The following is a 19,474-nucleotide window of genomic DNA, read 5'->3' as shown; positions in this document are numbered from 1 at the left end:
TATTGTTGTTATTCTGACTTTTATTTTCTTATTAGGCTTAGATTTCGATTTGTTTGTACCCTCCGCGCTTTTTAAAATATAGGATAAGCACAAAATAGCCAATGGCCATTATTACTGGGATTAATGCGGTAACCACTAAAGCTTTACCAGCCCCGTAGAAACCTGCTTGTTCTACTGGTTCTTTGTCTTCTGGAGCATTTTGCTCTGCATTACTCCACCAAGTTTGCAATGCATTTAAATTATCATTTTCGTCGACCGTTTTCCCTGTACTTTCCCAACGTTCGATGTCACCCTGTAACTGCTCTCCATTATCTTTTACGATGGCAACCTTACTACCATTTAATCCTTTTATAGGTGAGAAAAAAAGAAAACTATTTTCATCATCAGCCTTATAACGGTCATATGCCTGTGGTGCTTCAGTTTTTATTTTGCTCGATGCAAAATAATCTTGTTTATACCCTATGCCTGGTCCACCTAATAAACCTGCAGATAGCATACCTACACCACCTACAAAGCCCATAACAACTGCACCACCTCTAGGAAAACGTTCACCAACAACACCTAACATAGTAGGCCAAAAGAAGGTTTTTGCAATACCGTAAATGGTTACGGCAAATACCATGATTAGGCCTGTTGTAGCAGTACCTAAAATGTACAGACCTATAGCTCCTAAAATTGAACAAACAAATAGTAATCCTAATGGTGAAATTTTCTGAACAATAGGCCCTGCAAAAAATCGTAGAATAAACATTAGTGCCGATGTATAAATAAATAGTAGCACCCCTTTAGTTGGGTTTTCAAGAATGTTTCCGGTAATGTTTTGGATCCAACTATCAGTACCTAATTCTACATATCCTATTAAAACCATTAATAGCATAAGTACCATTAATAATGGAGAGCCAAATTGACGGAACATTTCTTTATACGGTATTCCTGCTTCTTTTGCCTCTGACAATGGTAATTTTTCTTTTAATATAATCACGCCGTAGATGAGTACTGGAATCAGAAAGAAGCTCATTAAAACCTCCCAGCTTAAAATATCGTGAAAGGCTATAGACAGAACACCTCCTAAAATCATTCCGCCAGGCCAACCTGCATGTAAAATATTTAAATAATGTGTTTTTGCCTTAGGATAAAGTGTTGCCACTAGTGGGTTAACTACTGATTCACAAATACCATTACCCACTGCAAACAAAAATGTACCAGAAAACAAACACCAATAAGCGGCTTCACGACCCATTGAGTCAAATACATAAACCGTGGCTACTGTAACTAGTAAAGAGAGAAAGTGTACAAAAAAGGCAAGAACTAAAAGTGGTTTATACCCTACGCGATCCACAATTAAGCTAAAAAGAATAATAATAACTCCGAAACCCGCAAAGCCTCCACCAGTGATGGAACCCAATTCTGTCATGGTAAACCCAAACTGGTTACCCCAATCGACCAAAATTGAACCTCTGACTGCAAAACCTACACCCCCTGCTACAATTGTAAAAAAACTTGCGAACAGTAATCGGCTTTTATTAATACTACTTTTTTCCATTTCGAGTGTATCTAATTGATTATTTAAAATACTTTTATTTGGTTCTTAGTTATTTATTCTCTCTACTCGTATTAACTAATTCTAACAATTCCTTTACCGCATATTCTGCAAAAAAAGTGGTGTTGATATTTGCGTTGACCTCAACTATTTTTACAGACTTGTTTAAATTTTTCCGTATCGATTCGAATAAAACTTCATCTATTTTAGGGTCATGAAAAACTTCTCCTTCTCCCCCTACTTTTGATAATCCGCCAAGAGGGAATACAATAGTTACAGCTCCTTTAGAAGTATTGATTTTATCTGCTATTTGCTTTCCTAAAACTTCATTTTCTTCAACATTGGTACGCATTAGCGTTACATCAGGAGCCCAGCTAAATAATTGTCTATTCTTATATTTTTTTGGCACCGTTGATAAAGCCCCAAAATTGACCATATCCATACAACCTGGCACCACCACTTGAGGAATTCCCAATTGCCCGGCAGCAGTTAAACGGTCAGGACCAGAACTACAAATTCCACCACAAAGTTCATCTGCTAATTCTGTTGTAGTTAAATCAAGAACAGCATCAAAAACTCCATCTAAGGTCAATGCTTCCATTGATGCCCCACCAGTACCCACAGCATGAAAAGCAAGCACATCATATCCTTTTGATTTTAATACTTCTGTACATGTGTCAGCTGCAATTGCAGTATTTCCAAAAACACTAATAGCAATACTTCCCTTATTATTTTCATCTTTTTGAATGGTTGTTTCCATCATACCACATAGGGCACCTGCAGCCTGACTAATTATAACCCTGCTTATATTATTTAACCCCGCTACATCTACAATAGAGGGTATTAGAACGACGTCTTTATCTCCAACTTTTTTAGATAAATCTTTAGTGGCCAATGTGCTTATACAAATTTTAGGAATGCCAAATGGAACCGCTTTCATAGCTTTTAGCGTCACAAAAGTTCCACCACCACCACCCATTCCTATAATGCCACTTACCTTTCCTTCACCTACTAAATCGGTGACAATTTTCTCTACTCCTTTGCCCATTAAATCCAATGCCGACCCACGGTCATTGCATTCACGTATCTTTGAAAGTTCAGCACCCGCATTTATTGCAACCTTTTCGGCACTAAAATTCACAGGAAAAAGGTTGGTTGTTCCCAATACTCCAGTATTTATAGTTATTACCTCAACACCCTTGCTAACTAAACAGGTATACAAATACTCAAAGTCTGCACCTTTGGTATCGAAACAGCCCACCATAACTACCGTATGATTCTTTGTTTTATGTTTATCTGATAGTACTTTCATTTTATTTTTATTTTTCAAAAGCTGAAAATATGTTTAACTGTTTCTTAAGTAATTCTAAATGTTTGTATTGTTCTCATAATATTTGATGTACATTCTTGAAGAAGTACTGGTGCATTTTTTATGGCATTACTCAAGCTCATAGGCTGATTTGCTATAGCGTAAATAGCACAAACACCAACTTTATACAGACCTTCTATTCTTTCGCCAATTTTACCAGTAAGTACGATAACTGGTACATTATATTGCTTGGCCATTTTAGCAATGCCGGCTATCGTTTTTCCATTTAAAGTTTGCTCATCTATCTTACCCTCACCAGTAAATACTAAATCTGCTTTTTTTATATATTCCTTCATGCCAATAGTATCGAGTATTAGCTCTATCCCATTTACCAAATCTCCTTTTAAAAAAGCCAATAATGCGGCTCCCGTTCCTCCAGCAGCACCAGAACCAGGAACTTTTGATATATCTATTCCTAAATCACGTTCTATGATGGCAGCGTAATGTTTTAGGTTATAGTCCAAAAATTCTAAATCTGAATCTGACCCACCTTTTTGTTTACCGTATACCCAAGAAGCACCATCTGTGCCGATCAAAGGATTAGAAACATCGCATGCAACCAGTATTTTACAGTTGGTAATTCTTTTATCAAGGTTTGAAATATCAATACTTGATAATTGGTTAAGGTTACCACCACCTTCGTTTATTCCTATACCATTTGCATTCAAAAATTTTCCACCTAAGGCTTTAACAAGTCCTACTCCACCGTCATTTGTAGCGCTACCGCCTATTCCAATAATTAGCGTAGTACATCCTTTTTCTAAAGCATCTTTTATTAACTGTCCAGTGCCATACGTAGAAGTTACTAATGGATTTTTTTCATGCTCTGTAATTAATTCTAGACCTGAGGCTTTCGCCATTTCTATAATTGCAGTTTTGTTGTCTTTTAAAATACCGTATGTAGCCTTTATTGGCTTAGATAGAGGATTCAAAACTTCGATAGACACTAATCTTCCCTCAGCATTAGGCAATATAGCCTCTAAAAGTCCCTCGCCTCCATCAGAGATTGGAATTTCGAATATCTTAGCAATGGGCATAACATTTAGTATTCCCTTCGAAATAGCTTTGGCTACCTTTTTGGACGAAAGACATTCTTTAAAAGAATCTGGTGCGACTACAATATTCATTTAACTTTATTTAATTCTTTAAAAATCTAAATGATTCCTTTTCTATTTTTATGAGATTCGATTCATTTCTACTTTTACTAAAATCCATTTTTACGATTGCCGTTCTTCTAGGGAATACTTGAGAGTTATTAAAATGGGTATGCATCACATACTGCATCTTTCCCTTTTTATCAATGAACAAATCTCCATGACCGGTTCCATTAATTCCCAGCATATCCTTATGAACTATCGGACTTTCATTTGATTTTATCCAAGGTCCTAAAGGACTCTTGCTTGTCGCAAAACCAACGGCATAATCGGGGTTTCTGAAATCATTTGCTGAATAAATCATATAATACACTTCCCCATGTTTTAAAACCGTTGGGCCTTCACTTATGGGCCACTCAACATTTTGAGTATTTTCCCAAATTTCTTCAGCGAATAAACATTCAGTTAATGTTTCTGGTTTTATTGCGAATAAATCATCTTCTAGCTCGGCAATAAAAATTCGATTACCCTCGGTTAGGCGAACATGGTACAGGTATTTCTTTCCGTCTGTGTCAAAAAACACAAAAGGATCAATTTGCCTCTCTAGTTCCTCTAAGCAAGATTTAGCTGAATTTTTAAATGGCCCTAACGGACTCTCTGATGTTGCTATGGCAATATGCTCATTGGCAGTGTAGGCCATATAGAATTTATCTTGATATTCAAACACTTGTGGAGCCCAAAATCCAGTATCACCAAAAGCATCTCCTTTTTTAAGCGCAAGACCTTTATTAGCTCCTTTTGGGCCTTTCCATTTTTTTAAGTCTCTAGAGGTATATACCGAAAACCCTTGATCTTTGCCTTTTGTAGGATCACCTGTTGTACCATAAAGATAATAAGTGCCATTAGACAGAAAAATGGTAGGGTCAGCCAAAAATGGATTCGATGTATCGTCGCAAATTGATTCTTGGGTAAAACCTAACTTTCCAACAAAAAACAATACTAATATCAATCTTACTATTTTTTTCATTTATCTAAAACAGTCGAAAGTTATTGACTAATTGAAAATTTATATTTGGATATGGTATGATACATCTCTCCTGGCTTTAATTCTATTGAAGGAAAATTTGATTGGTTAGGCGCATCTGGAAAATGTTGTGTCTCTAAAGCAAATGCTGTTCTATATTCATCTTTTGCTCCAGACTTAAAAGTATTTTCACCTTCCATAAAATTACCACTATAAAACTGAACTCCAGGTTCTTCTGAAACTACATCCATTACAATACCAGATTTATCTCCAATAATTGTTGCAACGTGGTTCATACCACTCTTCTGTGTACCATTCAATACAAAATTATGATCATAACCCCCACCATACTCAAGCTGTATATTCTTTGCGCCAATTTGTTCACCAATTTTATGAGATGTAGTAAAATCAAAAGGAGTACCCTCTACAGCTTCTAATTTTCCTGTGGGAATAAGTCCGGCATCAACAGGCGTATATTCATTGGCATAAATTTGAACGTCATGGTTTAATATGGTACCACCGAGTTCACCATTCAAATTAAAAAAAGCATGATTAGTTAAATTCACCACAGTAGTTTTATCTGTTGAAGCGTCATACTCCATTACAATTTCTTGATTAGGCGTTACAGAATAAGTAACCTTAGTTGTTAAAGCACCTGGAAAACCTTCTTCCATATCAGGAGATATATACCTAAATGCCAGTGTATTCCTATTGGGTTGTTCAACATTCCAGATTACATCTTGAAAGCCTTTAAATCCTCCATGTAATGAGTTTTCTCCGTTATTAATAGAAATAGTATAGGTCTCACCTTCTAATTTGAATTTTCCTTTTGCTATGCGATTTCCAACTCTACCAATAGCTGCTCCAAAATAGGGTTCGGTAGAATTTTTAAAGCCTTCTGCAGTGTCAAACCCAACAACAACATCGGTCATATTTCCATTTTTATCAGGAACCCAAAGACCAACAATTCTTGCTCCATAATTTGTAAAGGCCACCACTATATCCTTGTTTTTTATCCAATATAGTTTGGCTTCTTCACCATCGATTACCGAATTAAATTTAGCTGCACCTAAGGCTTTATCAAAACGTACTTCTGTACTCTTTTCTTTGTTTATTAAATCATTATTTTTTTTACTCTGTTTGCAAGATATTAACAATAGAATCACGGAAACACCTATAAGAGTATGTATGTTTATTTTCATCTTTGCTATATTTGAGTTATTAAAAATACTTGCGGTTTTATTAAGTAGTTACCTAGCTCCAAATAAAAGAATTTTACCCTAAAGCCGCTATTCAATATGTCTCATTTTGTAGCACAAATGATTCGAATATGGGATTTATACTCTTTAGATCACGAAAACTCAAAAAGACTGTAATTGGGAAACTAAAAACTGAACTTTTAAAAAGAATAAACCTATAAAGCATTTAGCTAAATTAGAATTTTCATAAAATAAAGGGAACTAAAATGTTCTTAGCTCCCTTTAAAAACTAAACTAACAAATGCCTTAATATTGCTATCCTTTAATTGGCTTATTTACTCTTACTTTTTTCTTCTCATTAAACCATTTAATTACTTTATTACTCAGCTCTACTACTAACTCAGGATTTTTTGAAGCAACATTAGTAGTCTCATTTGGATCTTTGTTAATATCATACAAGGTTACTTTGGTACTGTCAGAATTCACAAGCAACTTCCAACCTTCTCTTCGTATTGCTAGATGGGGACTACGGTTGTGTTTATTTTTAGGAGAATTGAAATATTGATTTCTACCAAAGTCCCACATGAGGTCTTTTTCTCTTTTTTGGGTAGAAACACCCAACAAAGAACTGCTCATATCTTCGCCGGCAAAGTGAACTTCTTTAGGTAGTTCTGCTCCCGTAATTTTCACTAAAGACGGTAGTAAATCTATTGCGCATATTACACTTTCATTATCAGTTTCTCCTGCTATAATCCTTTTGGGCCACTTAACAATAAATGGCATTCTAATACCACCTTCGTATAAGCTATTCTTGACCCCTCTTTTGCTGTTCGTTCTAATTTGATCGTATGATGGAGCAGGACCATTATCACTAGTAAAAATGATAAGCGTATTATCTGTGATTCCCAGTTCTTCTATACCGTCTAAGAGGCGACCAATTTGTCTGTCATACTCCTTTAAAACTAGAATAAAATTCTCTTTGCTTGTCCATGTTTTATTTTTTCCATAAAATTCTTCACTCGGTATCCAGGGGTCGTGCATATCATCAGGCCAAAAGTTAACAAAACATGGTGCATTTTTATTTCTAGATAAAAAATCAAGGGTTTTATCTACAAAATAACCTGTTCTTTCCCAACGTTTAATACTGTCTTTTTCACTCCATATCCAATCAGAACCTGTTATTAAAGGGTCTGGGTCTGGCCCTTCGTATGTGGTTACATATTCATCAAAACCATATTCTGTAATAGAAGGCGCATCATCTACATCTCTACCGCCGCCCATATGCCATTTGCCGATATGACTGGTTTTGTACCCAACACCTTTTAGAACTCTAGCCATAGAAGGTGATTTTGTGTCTAAAAAATCGAATTGCTCACATTCAGCATTCATCTTTCTATGCGACAAATAGGTGTTAATTCCCAATTCCGTTGGAAACATTCCTGTTGTTAATGCAGCTCTAGAAGGTGAACAAACGGGAGATGCCGTATAATAATTATTAAATTTCAGTCCTTCGGATGCAAGTCTATCGATATTAGGGGTGGTGACCCAGCCCCCATTATAACAAGATAAATCTCCAATTCCCATATCATCTGTATAAATAATTATGATATTTGGTTTATCGGTATCAATTACTTGCTCATTTTCTTCACATGCAACAAGAAAAATTAGACCAACTATCAATATATTCCCAACAAGCTTTTTCATATATTCTGTATTTAGTATCCTGGATTTTGAACCATTAATTGATTAGCATCAATCTCTACTTGAGGTATCGGAAATAATTTATGTTTTTCCTCAACATTAATCCCCCTACTGCTCGCAGATTCCAAGTATTTATCCATCCTTAAAAGATCCCTTCTTCTTTTTCCTTCATACCAAAACTCCCAACGTCTCTCATCTAAAATATGAACTCTGAATGATTCTTTATCTGGAAAATCACCAAGTAACACATCTGCTAATTCTGCTCTATTTCTAATTAAATTTACTAAGTCAACAGACTCTTGGTTAGGACCATTTAATTCGTTTAAAGATTCTGACTTAGATAAAAGTATGTCGGCATACCTTATTGAAGGAAAATCATTTCCATGACTGCTTCCTTGTGTATCAGGATCAGGCTCAAATTTCATTCCTCTAGTATTATCTGGGGTATCTAATAGATTTATTTCTTCACTATTTGAATTTATATATCTCGTCAAAATTCTATTTCTACGAGTATCTCCTATTTCAAATGAGTTATAAAACTCATCATAAAACCTATATTGAGAAGCAAAGTTTGACCATGTTTCATTAACTACTCCATTAAGACCGCCATCTAGACCTATTGAAAAACCTGGTGGCAATGCTGTGGCTACAAATGTCACAGAGTTACTTTCATTTGCCAATCCAGTATGGACAAGTATAAACTCATTATTTCTTTCATTTTCTAAAGAGAATAATTCGAAAGCAGAAGGAAACAACTCAAAATAATTCCGGTCAATTATTTCCTGAGCCATATCTGCACTTTTTTTCCAATCCTTATTGTTTAAATACCATTTACATAACAAGGCTCTAGCCCCATCACTGTGTACTCGGCCATAATTAGGCTCTTCACCTGGATTAGGTAAATCTGTAATAATAGATAAAAGCTCCGTTTCCATAAATGTAGAAAACTCATCATCTGTTGCTCTTGCTTTTTGAGCTGGATCAGTTAAACTGGTTCTTATCGGCATCGCACCATATTGGTTCCATAATATATAGTATGCCCATATGCGTAAGAATCTGGCTTCTGCTATCAACTCCACTTTCTCTTGCTCAGAAACATCTGCCAAACCATCTATATTATCTAGAACTGTATTAGCGTCTCTAATGGCATTCCAATATCGGCCCCAATCAAAAGCTTCCAACCAATTATTAGAGTCCCAAAAAAAGCCAATTAAACTTACAGCAGTTCCATTTTCACCTCCTCCAGTTTGCCACATAATATCTGATGTCATTTCCTCTCTTTTAACAACATCTCTTGAGCCTAAAACATGATTTATTTTAGAATATGAGCCAGCTATTACTGTTTCAATCCCAATTTTTGAAGTCAGTAAATTTTCAGCAGCTAGTTGAGATTTGTTTTCTTCTTCAAGTATATCTTCACAACTTCCAATAGCCAATATTCCAAATATTGAACAAGCTATAACTATTATATTTTTTATTGATTTCATAATCTTATTTTTTTGAAATTTAAAGTGATACTACAAAACCTAACATATAGGTCCTTGCCGTTGGATATGAATTTAAATCAACCCTTAAACTTGCGTTATTATTGGGATTTATAGATGGATCAAAACCATCGTATTCTGTTTTCAGGAAAAGATTTTCAGCAGCTATAAAAATCTTAGCAGATTGAATACCCCGAATCATTTTAGAAAAACTATAACTTAACCTTACATTTTTTAACCTTAAATAAGAAGCATCCTGAACAGTAATAGAATTTACCGTCTTTCTTCCCTGTGATAAAGGAGTTACAAATGAAGGATATATATTACTTGGATTTTCTGGAGTCCACCTATTCAAATAAGGTTCTGCAAACTTATTTCTTCTAAAATTGATTGGAAAGTAACTTTCAATTAAGTTTCCATTTAGCATTTCCGCACCTTCTACCCCATCAAAAAAAATGAATAAATCAAAATTTTTATATGTAAACGTATTGCCTAAAGACCATTGAAAATCTGGAAAAGAATTACCCAATATAACCCTATCATCCCCATTTACAAATCCATCACCATCCTGATCTACATATTTTATATTACCCGGAGAAACATTTTCATTGGTTACAGAAAGATCATCTCCTTCTTGCCAAATACCATCAACTTCCCAACCATAGAAAGAATTTAAAGGGGCACCTGGTCTAATAACCCCTACTTGGTCAACATGTAAGAAACCACCTCCAGAGTTTATCTCAGGTATGCCGCCTAAGTCTATAACTTCATTTTTTAAGGTAGTTAATGATATACTCATATCCCATTTAAAATCTGAAGTAACTATATTCTTTGAGTTAATGGACAATTCAAAACCAGAATTATCTATTTCTCCAATGTTGGTAAGTACCGTATTAAAACCCGAAGATTGTGGAACTGGGAGTTGTAACAACATATCTGTAGTTGTTTTTGTAAAATAATCCAGATTTCCATTTATTCTATTACCTAAGAAACCAAAATCAAGTCCAAAATTCAATTGCTCGGTCTGCTCCCATTTTAAATCTGGGTTTGGTAATCGTGTAGGCGCAGTAGAGGTAGTAGGATTGCCATCCCAAATAGCGGGATTAGCTCCACTATATGTAGTTTGGTATGCGAAATTTCCTATTTCTTGATTTCCTGTAAGGCCCCAACTAGCCCTTAATTTCAAAAAATTAATCCCCTTAGAATCTTTAAGAAAATTTTCTTCGGATATTTTCCATGCCAATGCTGCTGATGGAAAAACACCGTACCTACTATTTTCTCCAAACCTAGATGAACCATCTCTTCTCACCGTTAAAGTTGTAGAGTATTTATTTAATAATGCATAATCCAATCTTCCAATAACAGATGCCAAACTGTTTCCAGTGGTTGGGTTAGAAATATTAAATGTTTCTTGACTTCCTAATGAAAGATTATTCGCATTAAGAGCATCGCTAGGAAAATTATTCGCACCAATATTTATTCTACTGGACGAAAATTTTTGAAAAGAAAGTCCTCCCAATGCATTAATAGTATGTGCCCCAAAAGTTTTAGAGTAATTAAGAGTCCCTTCAACAATATAACTGCTTAGCTCACCTTGTTGATTGGAAGCCGTGCCACCTGTATTAAACCCGTTCTTAGTAACCCTACTTATATAATTTTCTCTCTTTTCATTCACAATATCTCCTCCTACGGATATTTTTCCTTTTAGATCTGGAACAAACTCATACTCCCCATATACAGAGGTTAATATTCTACTTGTTCTAGATGCCGAAGAAGTTCCTTTAATTAATGCCAATGGATTATCTATGGAAAGTAATGGACTAATTATAAAATCGCCATTCTCACCTTTAATTCCCAATGTAGGATCAAAGTTAATTGCTGAATAAACCACTCCAGAAGATTCATTAGTTCCAAAACCATTGGGTATAAATGTGCTTTCGCTATAACTTGTTGTTGCGTTAACACCCAATTTAAATTTATCAGAAAGTTGAGATTCTAAATTAAGACGAAGCGAATATCTTTTAAAGTCCGAAGCTTTAACAATTCCTTCCTGATTTACTGAGTTTAAGGAAACAAAATAATTGGTTATATCTGACCCTCCAGAGAAAGATAATTGGTGATTTTGAGTTACAGCACTACTATTGCCTATTTGATCTTGCCAATTAATGCCATTCCCGTTATTAGCAATATCTTCAACAATATCTCCATTAGAACCACCACCATCTTCAATAATTTCATTAAGAACTCTTTTATAATCTACAGCAGATAGTAAATCCAAAGAATTAAATATCTTCTGTATTCCTACAGAATATTGATAATCTGTTTTTAAACTCCCTTTTTTGCCTTTTTTAGTGGTAATTAGTACCACACCATTAGCTCCTCTAGATCCATATATTGCAGCCGCGGATGCATCTTTTAATATTTCAATTGATTCTATATCTTGAGGATTAATGGATGACATAGGGTTGGTGGGACTTCTACTTGCAGAAAATCCTGTAATTGATCCACTACCAATTGCGGGACTATTATTAACTGGAAAACCATCTATTACATAAAGAGGTTCATTTCCTGCACTTACAGAACTAGCCCCTCGTACATTAATAGAGAAACCAGCACCTGGAGCTCCATTATTTTGTACAACGTTTGCACCAGTAACTCCATTAAGCATTTGATCTACAGATGTAGTAACCCCTCTACTTAGTTCATCTAATTTAACAGATGCCACAGCACCTGTCAAATCACTTTTCTTTACACTTCCATACCCAATCACGACTACCTCATCTAACCCTGCAGCACTTTCTTTTAAAACAATATTTATGGTCGTTTGCCCATTTACTGGTATTTCTACTGTTGAATACCCAATATAAGTAATCAATAACACAGCATTCTCATCAGCTATTTTTAAAGAGAAATTACCATCAAAATCTACCGTTACCCCATTAAGAGTGCCTTTCTCAACAATATTGGCACCTGGTAATGGCTCTCCGTTACTATCAACAACAGTACCTTTAATTTCATTTTGTAAAACTTCAGTAGTGCCTTCTAAAAGATTAGCCTCATTCAATTTTACATTATGTCTTAGTACTATTTGCTTTTTTACTAAGCTAAAAGACACATTTTGATTTTTAAATATGCTATTTAGTATGTCTCTAATACTAACCTTGTCAACATTAAGTGATACTTTTCGTTTTACATCAACTTTATCTGTCTTATAAAAAAAATTAAACCTACTTTGTGCCTCTATTTTATCTAATACTGTTTTTACAGTTTCATTATTAACATTTATGGACAACTTTTTATTCTGAGAATATGAGTTTGCCTGTACATTCAATAATGCCACTATAAACAATATAAATGTGAGTTTCATTGCTCTGTTCTTTTTTAAAATGGTTCCTTTAAATAGTGAAAACCAGTATTTTTTTTTCATAATTTTAAATGATTTTGATTAGTTATTCTATAAGCGATTGAAATCAGTTTCGTCGAGAAACGTAGCAGCGTTTCTCGACTTTTATTTATTAATTTACTTTTGTATTATTATTATTTCATTATTTGTGATTTTATAATCAAACCCTACACTTTCTTTAAATGTATCTAGTAGGTCTACTATAGATTCATCTTTAAAAGTCCCATTAAATTTTATCGGATTAAGTGCCAAATAATTATTCGTAATATGCACCCCATACTGTCGTTCAATTTTGTTGATAATGTTTACAAACGTTTCATTATTAAAAATAAGTACTCCATTTACCCAACCTAGATAATCATCTATATCTACTGCGGTTATAGCTATATTATCAGCATTAGAAACTGCCATTTGCCCTGGCTTTATTACTATTTTATTTGTGGCACTATTAGATGTATTAGAAACCGCAACACTACCTTTTTGCAAGACTGTATATGGTTCAATTCCGATATAAGCATTGACACTAAACTGGGTTCCTAATACTTCTACATTAATACCTTCTGCATTAACAAGAAAAGGACTCTCCTCATTTTTAGTAACATCAAAAAAAGCTTCTCCTTTAAGAAATACTTGCCTATTATTATTCTCTATAAAATTTATAGGAAACCTTAGTGAAGAACCAGCATTTAAGTGAACCTTACTTCCATCTGAAAGAACGAGCTTAAATGTTTTACCATTAGGTACAATGATTTCATTATATATTTCTTCCTTAAGTGCTGAGTTGGTGGTATATTTTAAAAGTCCATTATTTTGCTTTCCAACTACAGTTCCTGTTTTATCCAGAAATTCTTTCTCTTCTTCAACATTTATAGATGTAAGTATATTATTAGCTGTTTTAAGAATAATACTAGCATCATCTACTGCTATTTTATGTGTTTCTTGAATCGGTTGATTTGAGAAATAAAATGCTAATCCAAACAGTGCTATTATAAAAATAGCTGCATATTTTAAGCATCTTTTAATATCTAAGCGTGAACTTTTATTGGTATTAGCTGGTGCAATGTTATCTAAAATCTGAGACCAAACTCGTTCTTTATCTTCGTTAAGATAACCTTGTTTTGACCATATATTTTCTCTATTCTGATAGGATTCTAAATATGCATCTAACAATTTCACCTCTTCAGGCGTACATTGCTTATTCACATATTTGTCAAAAAGCTTTTTTGCCTTTTTCTTATTCATCTATTTTTTTATTTCTTTAGGTTAAAATAACAAGGCCTTTATTATAAGTACCCAAAACAATCAAATGGTACACGTCTAAATCGTTGTTTTTTTATGAAGAAGATAAATTTTATGAATAATTTTTATTAAATCACTATAATAAGGGAGATATACTTGTTGTTTTTACAAAACAACAAGTATATCAAAAAATATAAAAGAGAAAAGATAATACAGAATTAATGTTAGCTTTTAAGCTATAGAAAATGGAATAAACATATAAAAAAGAAGGCCCATTCTTCTTTGGTTACATTTTGCCTTATGCTCCTTAAGGCTTTAGAAATTTGATTTTTAACCGCTTGGATAGAGATACCTAATTCTTCTGCAATCTGTTTATTAGATTTATGCTCGTACCTACTTAAAACAAAAATTTGTTGACACCGAACAGGTAATTTTAGTACTTGATTATTAATCTGTAGTTCTAGCTCATCAAATTCTAACTTTCGACAAGCATTCATAGAAAGATCGATGATTTTTAACCTCGTAAAATCCTCATCAGATAACTTTTGATTTCTAATTTGATTAAAAATTTGATACTTGACCGATTGAAATAAATAGGCCTTTAAACTGTTAATCTTTAATTCTTTTCTTCTAGACCAAAAATCTATAAACACATTTTGAACAACATCTTCACAGACATCCTTTTTCCTGAAAATATTCATAGCATAAATAAGCATATCATCTGAGTACTGATTATAGATAGCTTCAAATGCAGATGTACTATCAAGTGCCATTTGCACTAAAAGTTCTTTATCACTACTCTTTTGCATCATAAAAGTCCTATCTAAAGGGTTTATTTCTAGGTTAGTATTCATGATTTTACATTTACTTGATATATCTATTTATTATTTTGGAGCTGGTATCGCATTATATGCTTTAGCCTCTACCAACCATTCCTTTTCTAGATTTTCTACAACTTCTGGGTGTTCTTTAGCTACATTATGTATTTCTGTCCTGTCTTTAGATAAGTCATACAGTTCCCAAGGACTATCATTACCTAGTTTCACCAGTTTCCAATCGCCATTTCTAATCGCATTAGATCCAAAATGCTCCCAGAAAAAATTTTCTTGTGTTCCTTTGGTTTCTATTCCTCTTAATATTGGGATTATACTTTTACCAGGTGTTGGTGTTATTTTATTCCCCTTATATTCTTCAGGGTATGTCGCTTGTGCCACATCTATACAAGTCGCCATAACGTCACTTACATGTGCCGGAGCCGAAATTACAGTACCATTCTTTAAACCACCATTAGGCCAGTAGGCTATAAATGGTGTATTTATACCTCCTTCATAAACTTTGGCTTTGTAATATCTAAAAGGTGTATTAGCCGTATGCGCCCATTGAGGACCAATACCTGATAATGTTGTTTGAGGTCCTGGAAGGCTATCTTTATTAACAGGGAAGTTCACTTCCTTACCATCTCTTGTATTTCCTGCTCTATCAAAGCCAGGCCCATATTTTGATGGTCTTTCAGAGCTTGCTCCGTTATCGGAAAGAAACAAAATCATAGTATTATCCATCTCACCTGTTTCTTCTAATGCATCTAATAACTTACCAACAGACTGATCTAATAAATCAACCATAGCAGCATGTACTGCCATTGCACGCGCATCCCATTCTTTATTAGGGTTGTTTTCCCAATCAAATTCTGGAAACATAAACTCTGGCATTTCGCTAGTTTCTGCTGGGATAATGCCTTTAGCTATTAAGCGGTCATATCTTTCTTTTCGAATACTTTTCCATCCTTTTTCATATACCTTCAAATATTTTTCAATGGCATCTTCTGGCGCTTGTAATGGCCAATGTGGAGCACAATGAGCTACATATAAAAAAAAAGGGTCTTTCTTTTTAGAAAATTGATTTACATATGCTACAGCAGTATCCCCAATTGCATTGGTATGGTAATAATCTTTAGGAACCTCTTTTACTTCCTTTGTTCCGTTGACTAAGCTAAATGGATCAAAATAATCTACTACACCCCATATATTTCCGTAATATTTATCAAAACCTCTAGAGGTTGGATACGAAGCAACATCTGAAAATGCACCATTACTCTCTTGGTGTGCCAACCATTTTAACTGTTTTTCCCCACCTAAATCTACTGTTTCAGAAACGTGCCATTTTCCGGTCATACCTGTTTGGTAACCTGCATCTTTAAGCACTTCGGCAATAGTTACCGTATTCTCTTGTAAACTTCCTCTATAACCTGGTAGTCCTGCATCCATTGTCATTCTTCCAAGTCCTGCTTGGTGAGGATAAAGCCCTGTTAAAAATGAAGCTCTTGTGGGGCAACAACGAGATGTATTATAAAATGAATTAGAACGTACCCCATTCATTGCTAAACGGTCTAAATTGGGTGTTTCAATTTCTCCACCATAACAACCTAAATCAGAAAATCCTAGATCATCGGCCATAATAACTATAATATTTGGTTTAGCTCCTTTTTCTGTTTTAACATTAGAAGTTACACTTTCTTGTTTGCAAGCAATACAAAACAAACCAAAAAAAAGTACTAAAAATGTGTATTTAAGCATTGTTCTAATCATTCTTAAGAAATTTAGATTAATTGATTTATAAGGTCACTTTACCTCTTGTCTGTCTCGTCATTCAATTTTTTAATAAAATCGGCTTCATCCTGCCGATATGGCGTACCATCTTTTCTAAAAACTTCATGAAACCATTCATCTGGTTCTCCGCCATCTTCAATTGGCGTATCCCAAGCATATTTGGTATTAGACCTTCCATCAACTAACCCCCAATTAATAGCTCCAATTTTCTCTTTCTTTAAAATAGGAAGAATATTAGAAAATCTACTATTGTTCGTACGCGCCATATACTCTGTACATATCATAGGCCTCCCATGAGATTTTAGAAGGTTTATCACATGTTGATGATGCTTTTCATCATTGTAATTATGATATGTTAGAATATCCGAATTCAAAGCTTGAAAGGCATTTAGTTCTTGAAAATCCCATGCCCACAGACCAGCGGTTAATGGTTGACTTGGATTTACTTCTCTAGCCCATATAAAAACACTTTTTAAAAGTGGCATTGATGAAATAAGCTTACCGGTATTACCAGGCTCATTATAAAGATCCCACATAAGAACGCGTTTGTCATCACCAAAGGTTTTCAAAATATCCTTTACATAGACTTCTAGCGCTGGAAAGTTCGTTTGCTCTTTGGAAGCAGGGTCACCGGGATCTTGCATCCATCCTGAATTATGAGTGCCAGTCACAGGTTCAGGCTGAGCACCAATTTCAGGTGATTTCCCCCAAACGTCATCAAAAATCACGAACATGGTCTTTATACCATGGTTATCGGCGAAACCTAAATAGGTATCCATTCGTTTTTTGAATCCCTTTGGGTCTGCTTTATATGCAAGGCTGTGCAAGTATACTCGCATGGTGTTAAAACCAATACCTTCCGCATATCCTAATTCTCTATCTATAGTTTCTGCATCAAAAGTAGCTTCTTGCCACATCTCTAATTGATTAATAGCGGTACTTGGATTAAAGTTTGCCCCTGTCATCCAATCGTGTTGCGCATACCAATTTTGCGCTTTTTCTATAGACCATTTATTCTTTTGTAAAATATCTTCTTGTGCCGAACCTAAATAAAGCGCAAAAAGCATAAAGATAACTGTCATTGAATTTTTCATGATATTTTTTTGATAATTTTATTTATTAAGTGAATGGAAAACCAGTTTAAAGGATTGTTTACTTTTTTAATTAGTTACACATCATATTTTAATAATTCATAGCTAATAATAACTATTTGTTAGAATTATACTTATATAATTGTCTATATCAAAATAAAGCAATAAAAGGTGCTTAGGTTCGTCCATATAGTTCCAATCTTTCAACCAAATCGGTCAAATTTTAAGAAAACGTTAAGAAATCATGACTATGACCCAAAATATGATGAACTGGAACAAATTTTAAATGTTTTAGGTATCAAAAAGTCTTTCGTACATCAATTCTTGAGAAGTATTAGAAGGTGAAAAAAGAAATACACTTGTCGAATTCACACAAAACAACGGTTATCTAAAGAATTCCTCGAGGTTCTACCTCGGGGTCGAGTGGAAAGTTTGAAAACCTTAGGTTTTCATAAAACTAAAACCAGTTTTCTTCCGCTTGATACCTCGATGGCTCTGCCTCGGGGTAGTTCATTCAAAATATTGAAACAGATTGTAGCACACGATTTCATAAATTTATGAGAACAATACCCACTACCGTTTTTATAATATTTTAGAGTTATAATTAAGGTAGCTTCAGCATTATGCAACCTTAATGGCACTCTATCCGATAAAATCTAGAACCAGTTGATTTGTTTGTAGTGCATATTTGTAATATCGCAAATCTTTCTAACAGTAAAGAATCATTCATGAAATGTAAATAAACAAAGCTAGTTTTTAACAATAGTACCGGAAGGCTTTGCTAATCCCATGGATATAGGATGTGGGACTCCTATGATTGGCATATCATCATTTTGACCATTTTAAAATTTAAATTTCACCCTTCATTAATTCGGAATGACTTAACCAGTTTTTTGTGTATGGAGTATTATTTTACTGCAATGAACCTATGTAGCAATCATCACCTTCATTGTTTAGAGCGCTGACCTGTATGCTGTTTCCATTTTCTAACTGTATTTTAACTTTTTTAAACAAGAGTGCACCCAGTACATATTAATCTGTTGCGGATGCAACAGGAAAAAACTCTTCACAGAAAACATACCATGCGGAGGTCTGCCCGTTGTCCTCATCTCCACAATATCCAATAGGAGCAGGAAGGTACATTCACTTCAAGATTTCACGTACCCAAAACTGAGTTTTCATGACATTGCTATAGCAGGGTTCCCATTTCCATTGGATAAGCTGTGTAAAGAATCTATACTGATTAATGGATTTACTAAAACAACATGACTTCGGCAATACCTGCCATTCCAAACTTCTTGTGCATTTACAGATAGAACAATGTCCAAAAATATTTCTAAAAAAAGAGATTTAACTCTAAACATAGATATGAGCTAAATGACTGAGATTAATTATATTGAGTTATACGCCTAGTATCTGTTTTATGTTTTTATGATAAATAGGTTTCGCTAAGACCATTCTTTCTATAGTTTTATGAAAAATACTTTGCTTGAATTGAGAGCGGTTGATCCTAAAACAAAATTCATCAAAGTAAGCTTGTACGTGCCATTTGCTTACGTGAGTTGGTATTGCTCTTAACCAAGATTTTAATTGCATGATCACTATGTGCAGTTCTTTGAAATTTTTACCGTTGTTACTGAATTTCTGTTCGATATCATAGTCCTTTTTTAGTGGTGAATATCCTCTCCATTTATCTGTCACTATTTTTGCATCTGTACTTATAT

At 34.3% G+C, this 19,474-nt stretch carries 14 protein-coding genes; all 14 read right to left on the bottom strand.

The genetic code is table 11. The annotated features are described in order from the left end of the window. Positions 1-37 precede the first annotated feature (37 nt). Positions 38-1,543 carry an MFS transporter gene (locus ES765_RS19210; RefSeq protein WP_138115964.1) on the bottom strand — a complete coding sequence of 502 codons (1,506 nt, stop codon included), beginning with the start codon at positions 1,541-1,543 and terminating at the stop codon, positions 38-40. A gap of 49 nt (positions 1,544-1,592) precedes the next feature. Continuing rightward, complete coding sequence (locus ES765_RS19205) at positions 1,593-2,852, bottom strand: Tm-1-like ATP-binding domain-containing protein (protein ID WP_138115963.1); 1,260 nt, start codon at positions 2,850-2,852, stop codon at positions 1,593-1,595. Between the two features lie 44 nt (positions 2,853-2,896). Further along, positions 2,897-4,036, bottom strand: a complete 1,140-nt coding sequence (locus ES765_RS19200) for a glycerate kinase (RefSeq protein ID WP_138115962.1) — start codon at positions 4,034-4,036, stop codon at positions 2,897-2,899. 10 nt (positions 4,037-4,046) lie between these two features. Beyond that, positions 4,047-5,030, bottom strand: coding sequence for a glycoside hydrolase family 43 protein (locus ES765_RS19195; RefSeq protein ID WP_138115961.1), 984 nt, complete (start codon positions 5,028-5,030; stop codon positions 4,047-4,049). Between the two features lie 20 nt (positions 5,031-5,050). Then, positions 5,051-6,229: an aldose epimerase family protein gene (locus ES765_RS19190; protein ID WP_138115960.1), complete on the bottom strand. Its 1,179-nt coding sequence runs from the start codon at positions 6,227-6,229 to the stop codon at positions 5,051-5,053. 312 nt (positions 6,230-6,541) lie between these two features. Then, on the bottom strand, positions 6,542-7,930 hold the full coding sequence (locus ES765_RS19185; RefSeq protein ID WP_138115959.1) for a sulfatase: 1,389 nt from the start codon (positions 7,928-7,930) through the stop codon (positions 6,542-6,544). 11 nt (positions 7,931-7,941) lie between these two features. Beyond that, positions 7,942-9,414: a RagB/SusD family nutrient uptake outer membrane protein gene (locus tag ES765_RS19180; RefSeq protein ID WP_138115958.1), complete on the bottom strand. Its 1,473-nt coding sequence runs from the start codon at positions 9,412-9,414 to the stop codon at positions 7,942-7,944. Positions 9,415-9,433: 19 nt separating this feature from the next. Beyond that, positions 9,434-12,838 (bottom strand): TonB-dependent receptor, encoded by a 3,405-nt coding sequence (locus ES765_RS19175; protein WP_138115957.1) that lies wholly within the window; start codon positions 12,836-12,838, stop codon positions 9,434-9,436. 93 nt (positions 12,839-12,931) lie between these two features. Then, entirely contained in the window at positions 12,932-14,056 is a 1,125-nt protein-coding gene (locus ES765_RS19170; RefSeq protein WP_138115956.1) for a FecR family protein, read from the bottom strand. 233 nt (positions 14,057-14,289) lie between these two features. Further along, a complete protein-coding gene (locus ES765_RS19165; RefSeq protein ID WP_138115955.1) occupies positions 14,290-14,907 on the bottom strand; it encodes an RNA polymerase sigma-70 factor in 618 nt (205 codons plus the stop codon). Between the two features lie 30 nt (positions 14,908-14,937). Continuing rightward, entirely contained in the window at positions 14,938-16,638 is a 1,701-nt protein-coding gene (locus ES765_RS19160) for an arylsulfatase (protein ID WP_249356605.1), read from the bottom strand. A 38-nt stretch (positions 16,639-16,676) separates the two neighbouring features. Beyond that, positions 16,677-17,753, bottom strand: coding sequence for a cellulase family glycosylhydrolase (locus ES765_RS19155; protein WP_138115954.1), 1,077 nt, complete (start codon positions 17,751-17,753; stop codon positions 16,677-16,679). A gap of 1,029 nt (positions 17,754-18,782) precedes the next feature. After that, complete coding sequence (locus tag ES765_RS22135) at positions 18,783-18,893, bottom strand: glycoside hydrolase domain-containing protein (protein WP_249356602.1); 111 nt, start codon at positions 18,891-18,893, stop codon at positions 18,783-18,785. A 258-nt stretch (positions 18,894-19,151) separates the two neighbouring features. Then, the coding region (locus tag ES765_RS19140; protein WP_138115059.1) for a transposase at positions 19,152-19,474 on the bottom strand (323 nt) is incomplete at its 5' end.

It is taken from the genome of Maribacter sp. ACAM166, assembly GCF_005771495.1.
In the GTDB taxonomy this organism is placed as follows: domain Bacteria; phylum Bacteroidota; class Bacteroidia; order Flavobacteriales; family Flavobacteriaceae; genus Maribacter.
This window is presented reverse-complemented; position numbering and strand designations above follow the sequence as displayed.

Bases quoted from the DNA above. Each gene is read 5' to 3' on its own strand.
- ES765_RS19210 (WP_138115964.1), bottom strand. From the start codon at position 1,543: ATGGAAAAAAGTAGTATTAATAAAAGCCGATTACTGTTCGCAAGTTTT.
- ES765_RS19195 (WP_138115961.1), bottom strand. From the start codon at position 5,030: ATGAAAAAAATAGTAAGATTGATATTAGTATTGTTTTTTGTTGGAAAG.
- ES765_RS19185 (WP_138115959.1), bottom strand. From the start codon at position 7,930: ATGAAAAAGCTTGTTGGGAATATATTGATAGTTGGTCTAATTTTTCTT.
- ES765_RS22135 (WP_249356602.1), bottom strand. From the start codon at position 18,893: ATGTACCTTCCTGCTCCTATTGGATATTGTGGAGATGAGGACAACGGG.
- ES765_RS19175 (WP_138115957.1), bottom strand. From the start codon at position 12,838: ATGAAAAAAAAATACTGGTTTTCACTATTTAAAGGAACCATTTTAAAA.
- ES765_RS19205 (WP_138115963.1), bottom strand. From the start codon at position 2,852: ATGAAAGTACTATCAGATAAACATAAAACAAAGAATCATACGGTAGTT.
- ES765_RS19170 (WP_138115956.1), bottom strand. From the start codon at position 14,056: ATGAATAAGAAAAAGGCAAAAAAGCTTTTTGACAAATATGTGAATAAG.
- ES765_RS19160 (WP_249356605.1), bottom strand. From the start codon at position 16,638: ATGATTAGAACAATGCTTAAATACACATTTTTAGTACTTTTTTTTGGT.
- ES765_RS19165 (WP_138115955.1), bottom strand. From the start codon at position 14,907: ATGAATACTAACCTAGAAATAAACCCTTTAGATAGGACTTTTATGATG.
- ES765_RS19180 (WP_138115958.1), bottom strand. From the start codon at position 9,414: ATGAAATCAATAAAAAATATAATAGTTATAGCTTGTTCAATATTTGGA.
- ES765_RS19190 (WP_138115960.1), bottom strand. From the start codon at position 6,229: ATGAAAATAAACATACATACTCTTATAGGTGTTTCCGTGATTCTATTG.
- ES765_RS19155 (WP_138115954.1), bottom strand. From the start codon at position 17,753: ATGAAAAATTCAATGACAGTTATCTTTATGCTTTTTGCGCTTTATTTA.
- ES765_RS19200 (WP_138115962.1), bottom strand. From the start codon at position 4,036: ATGAATATTGTAGTCGCACCAGATTCTTTTAAAGAATGTCTTTCGTCC.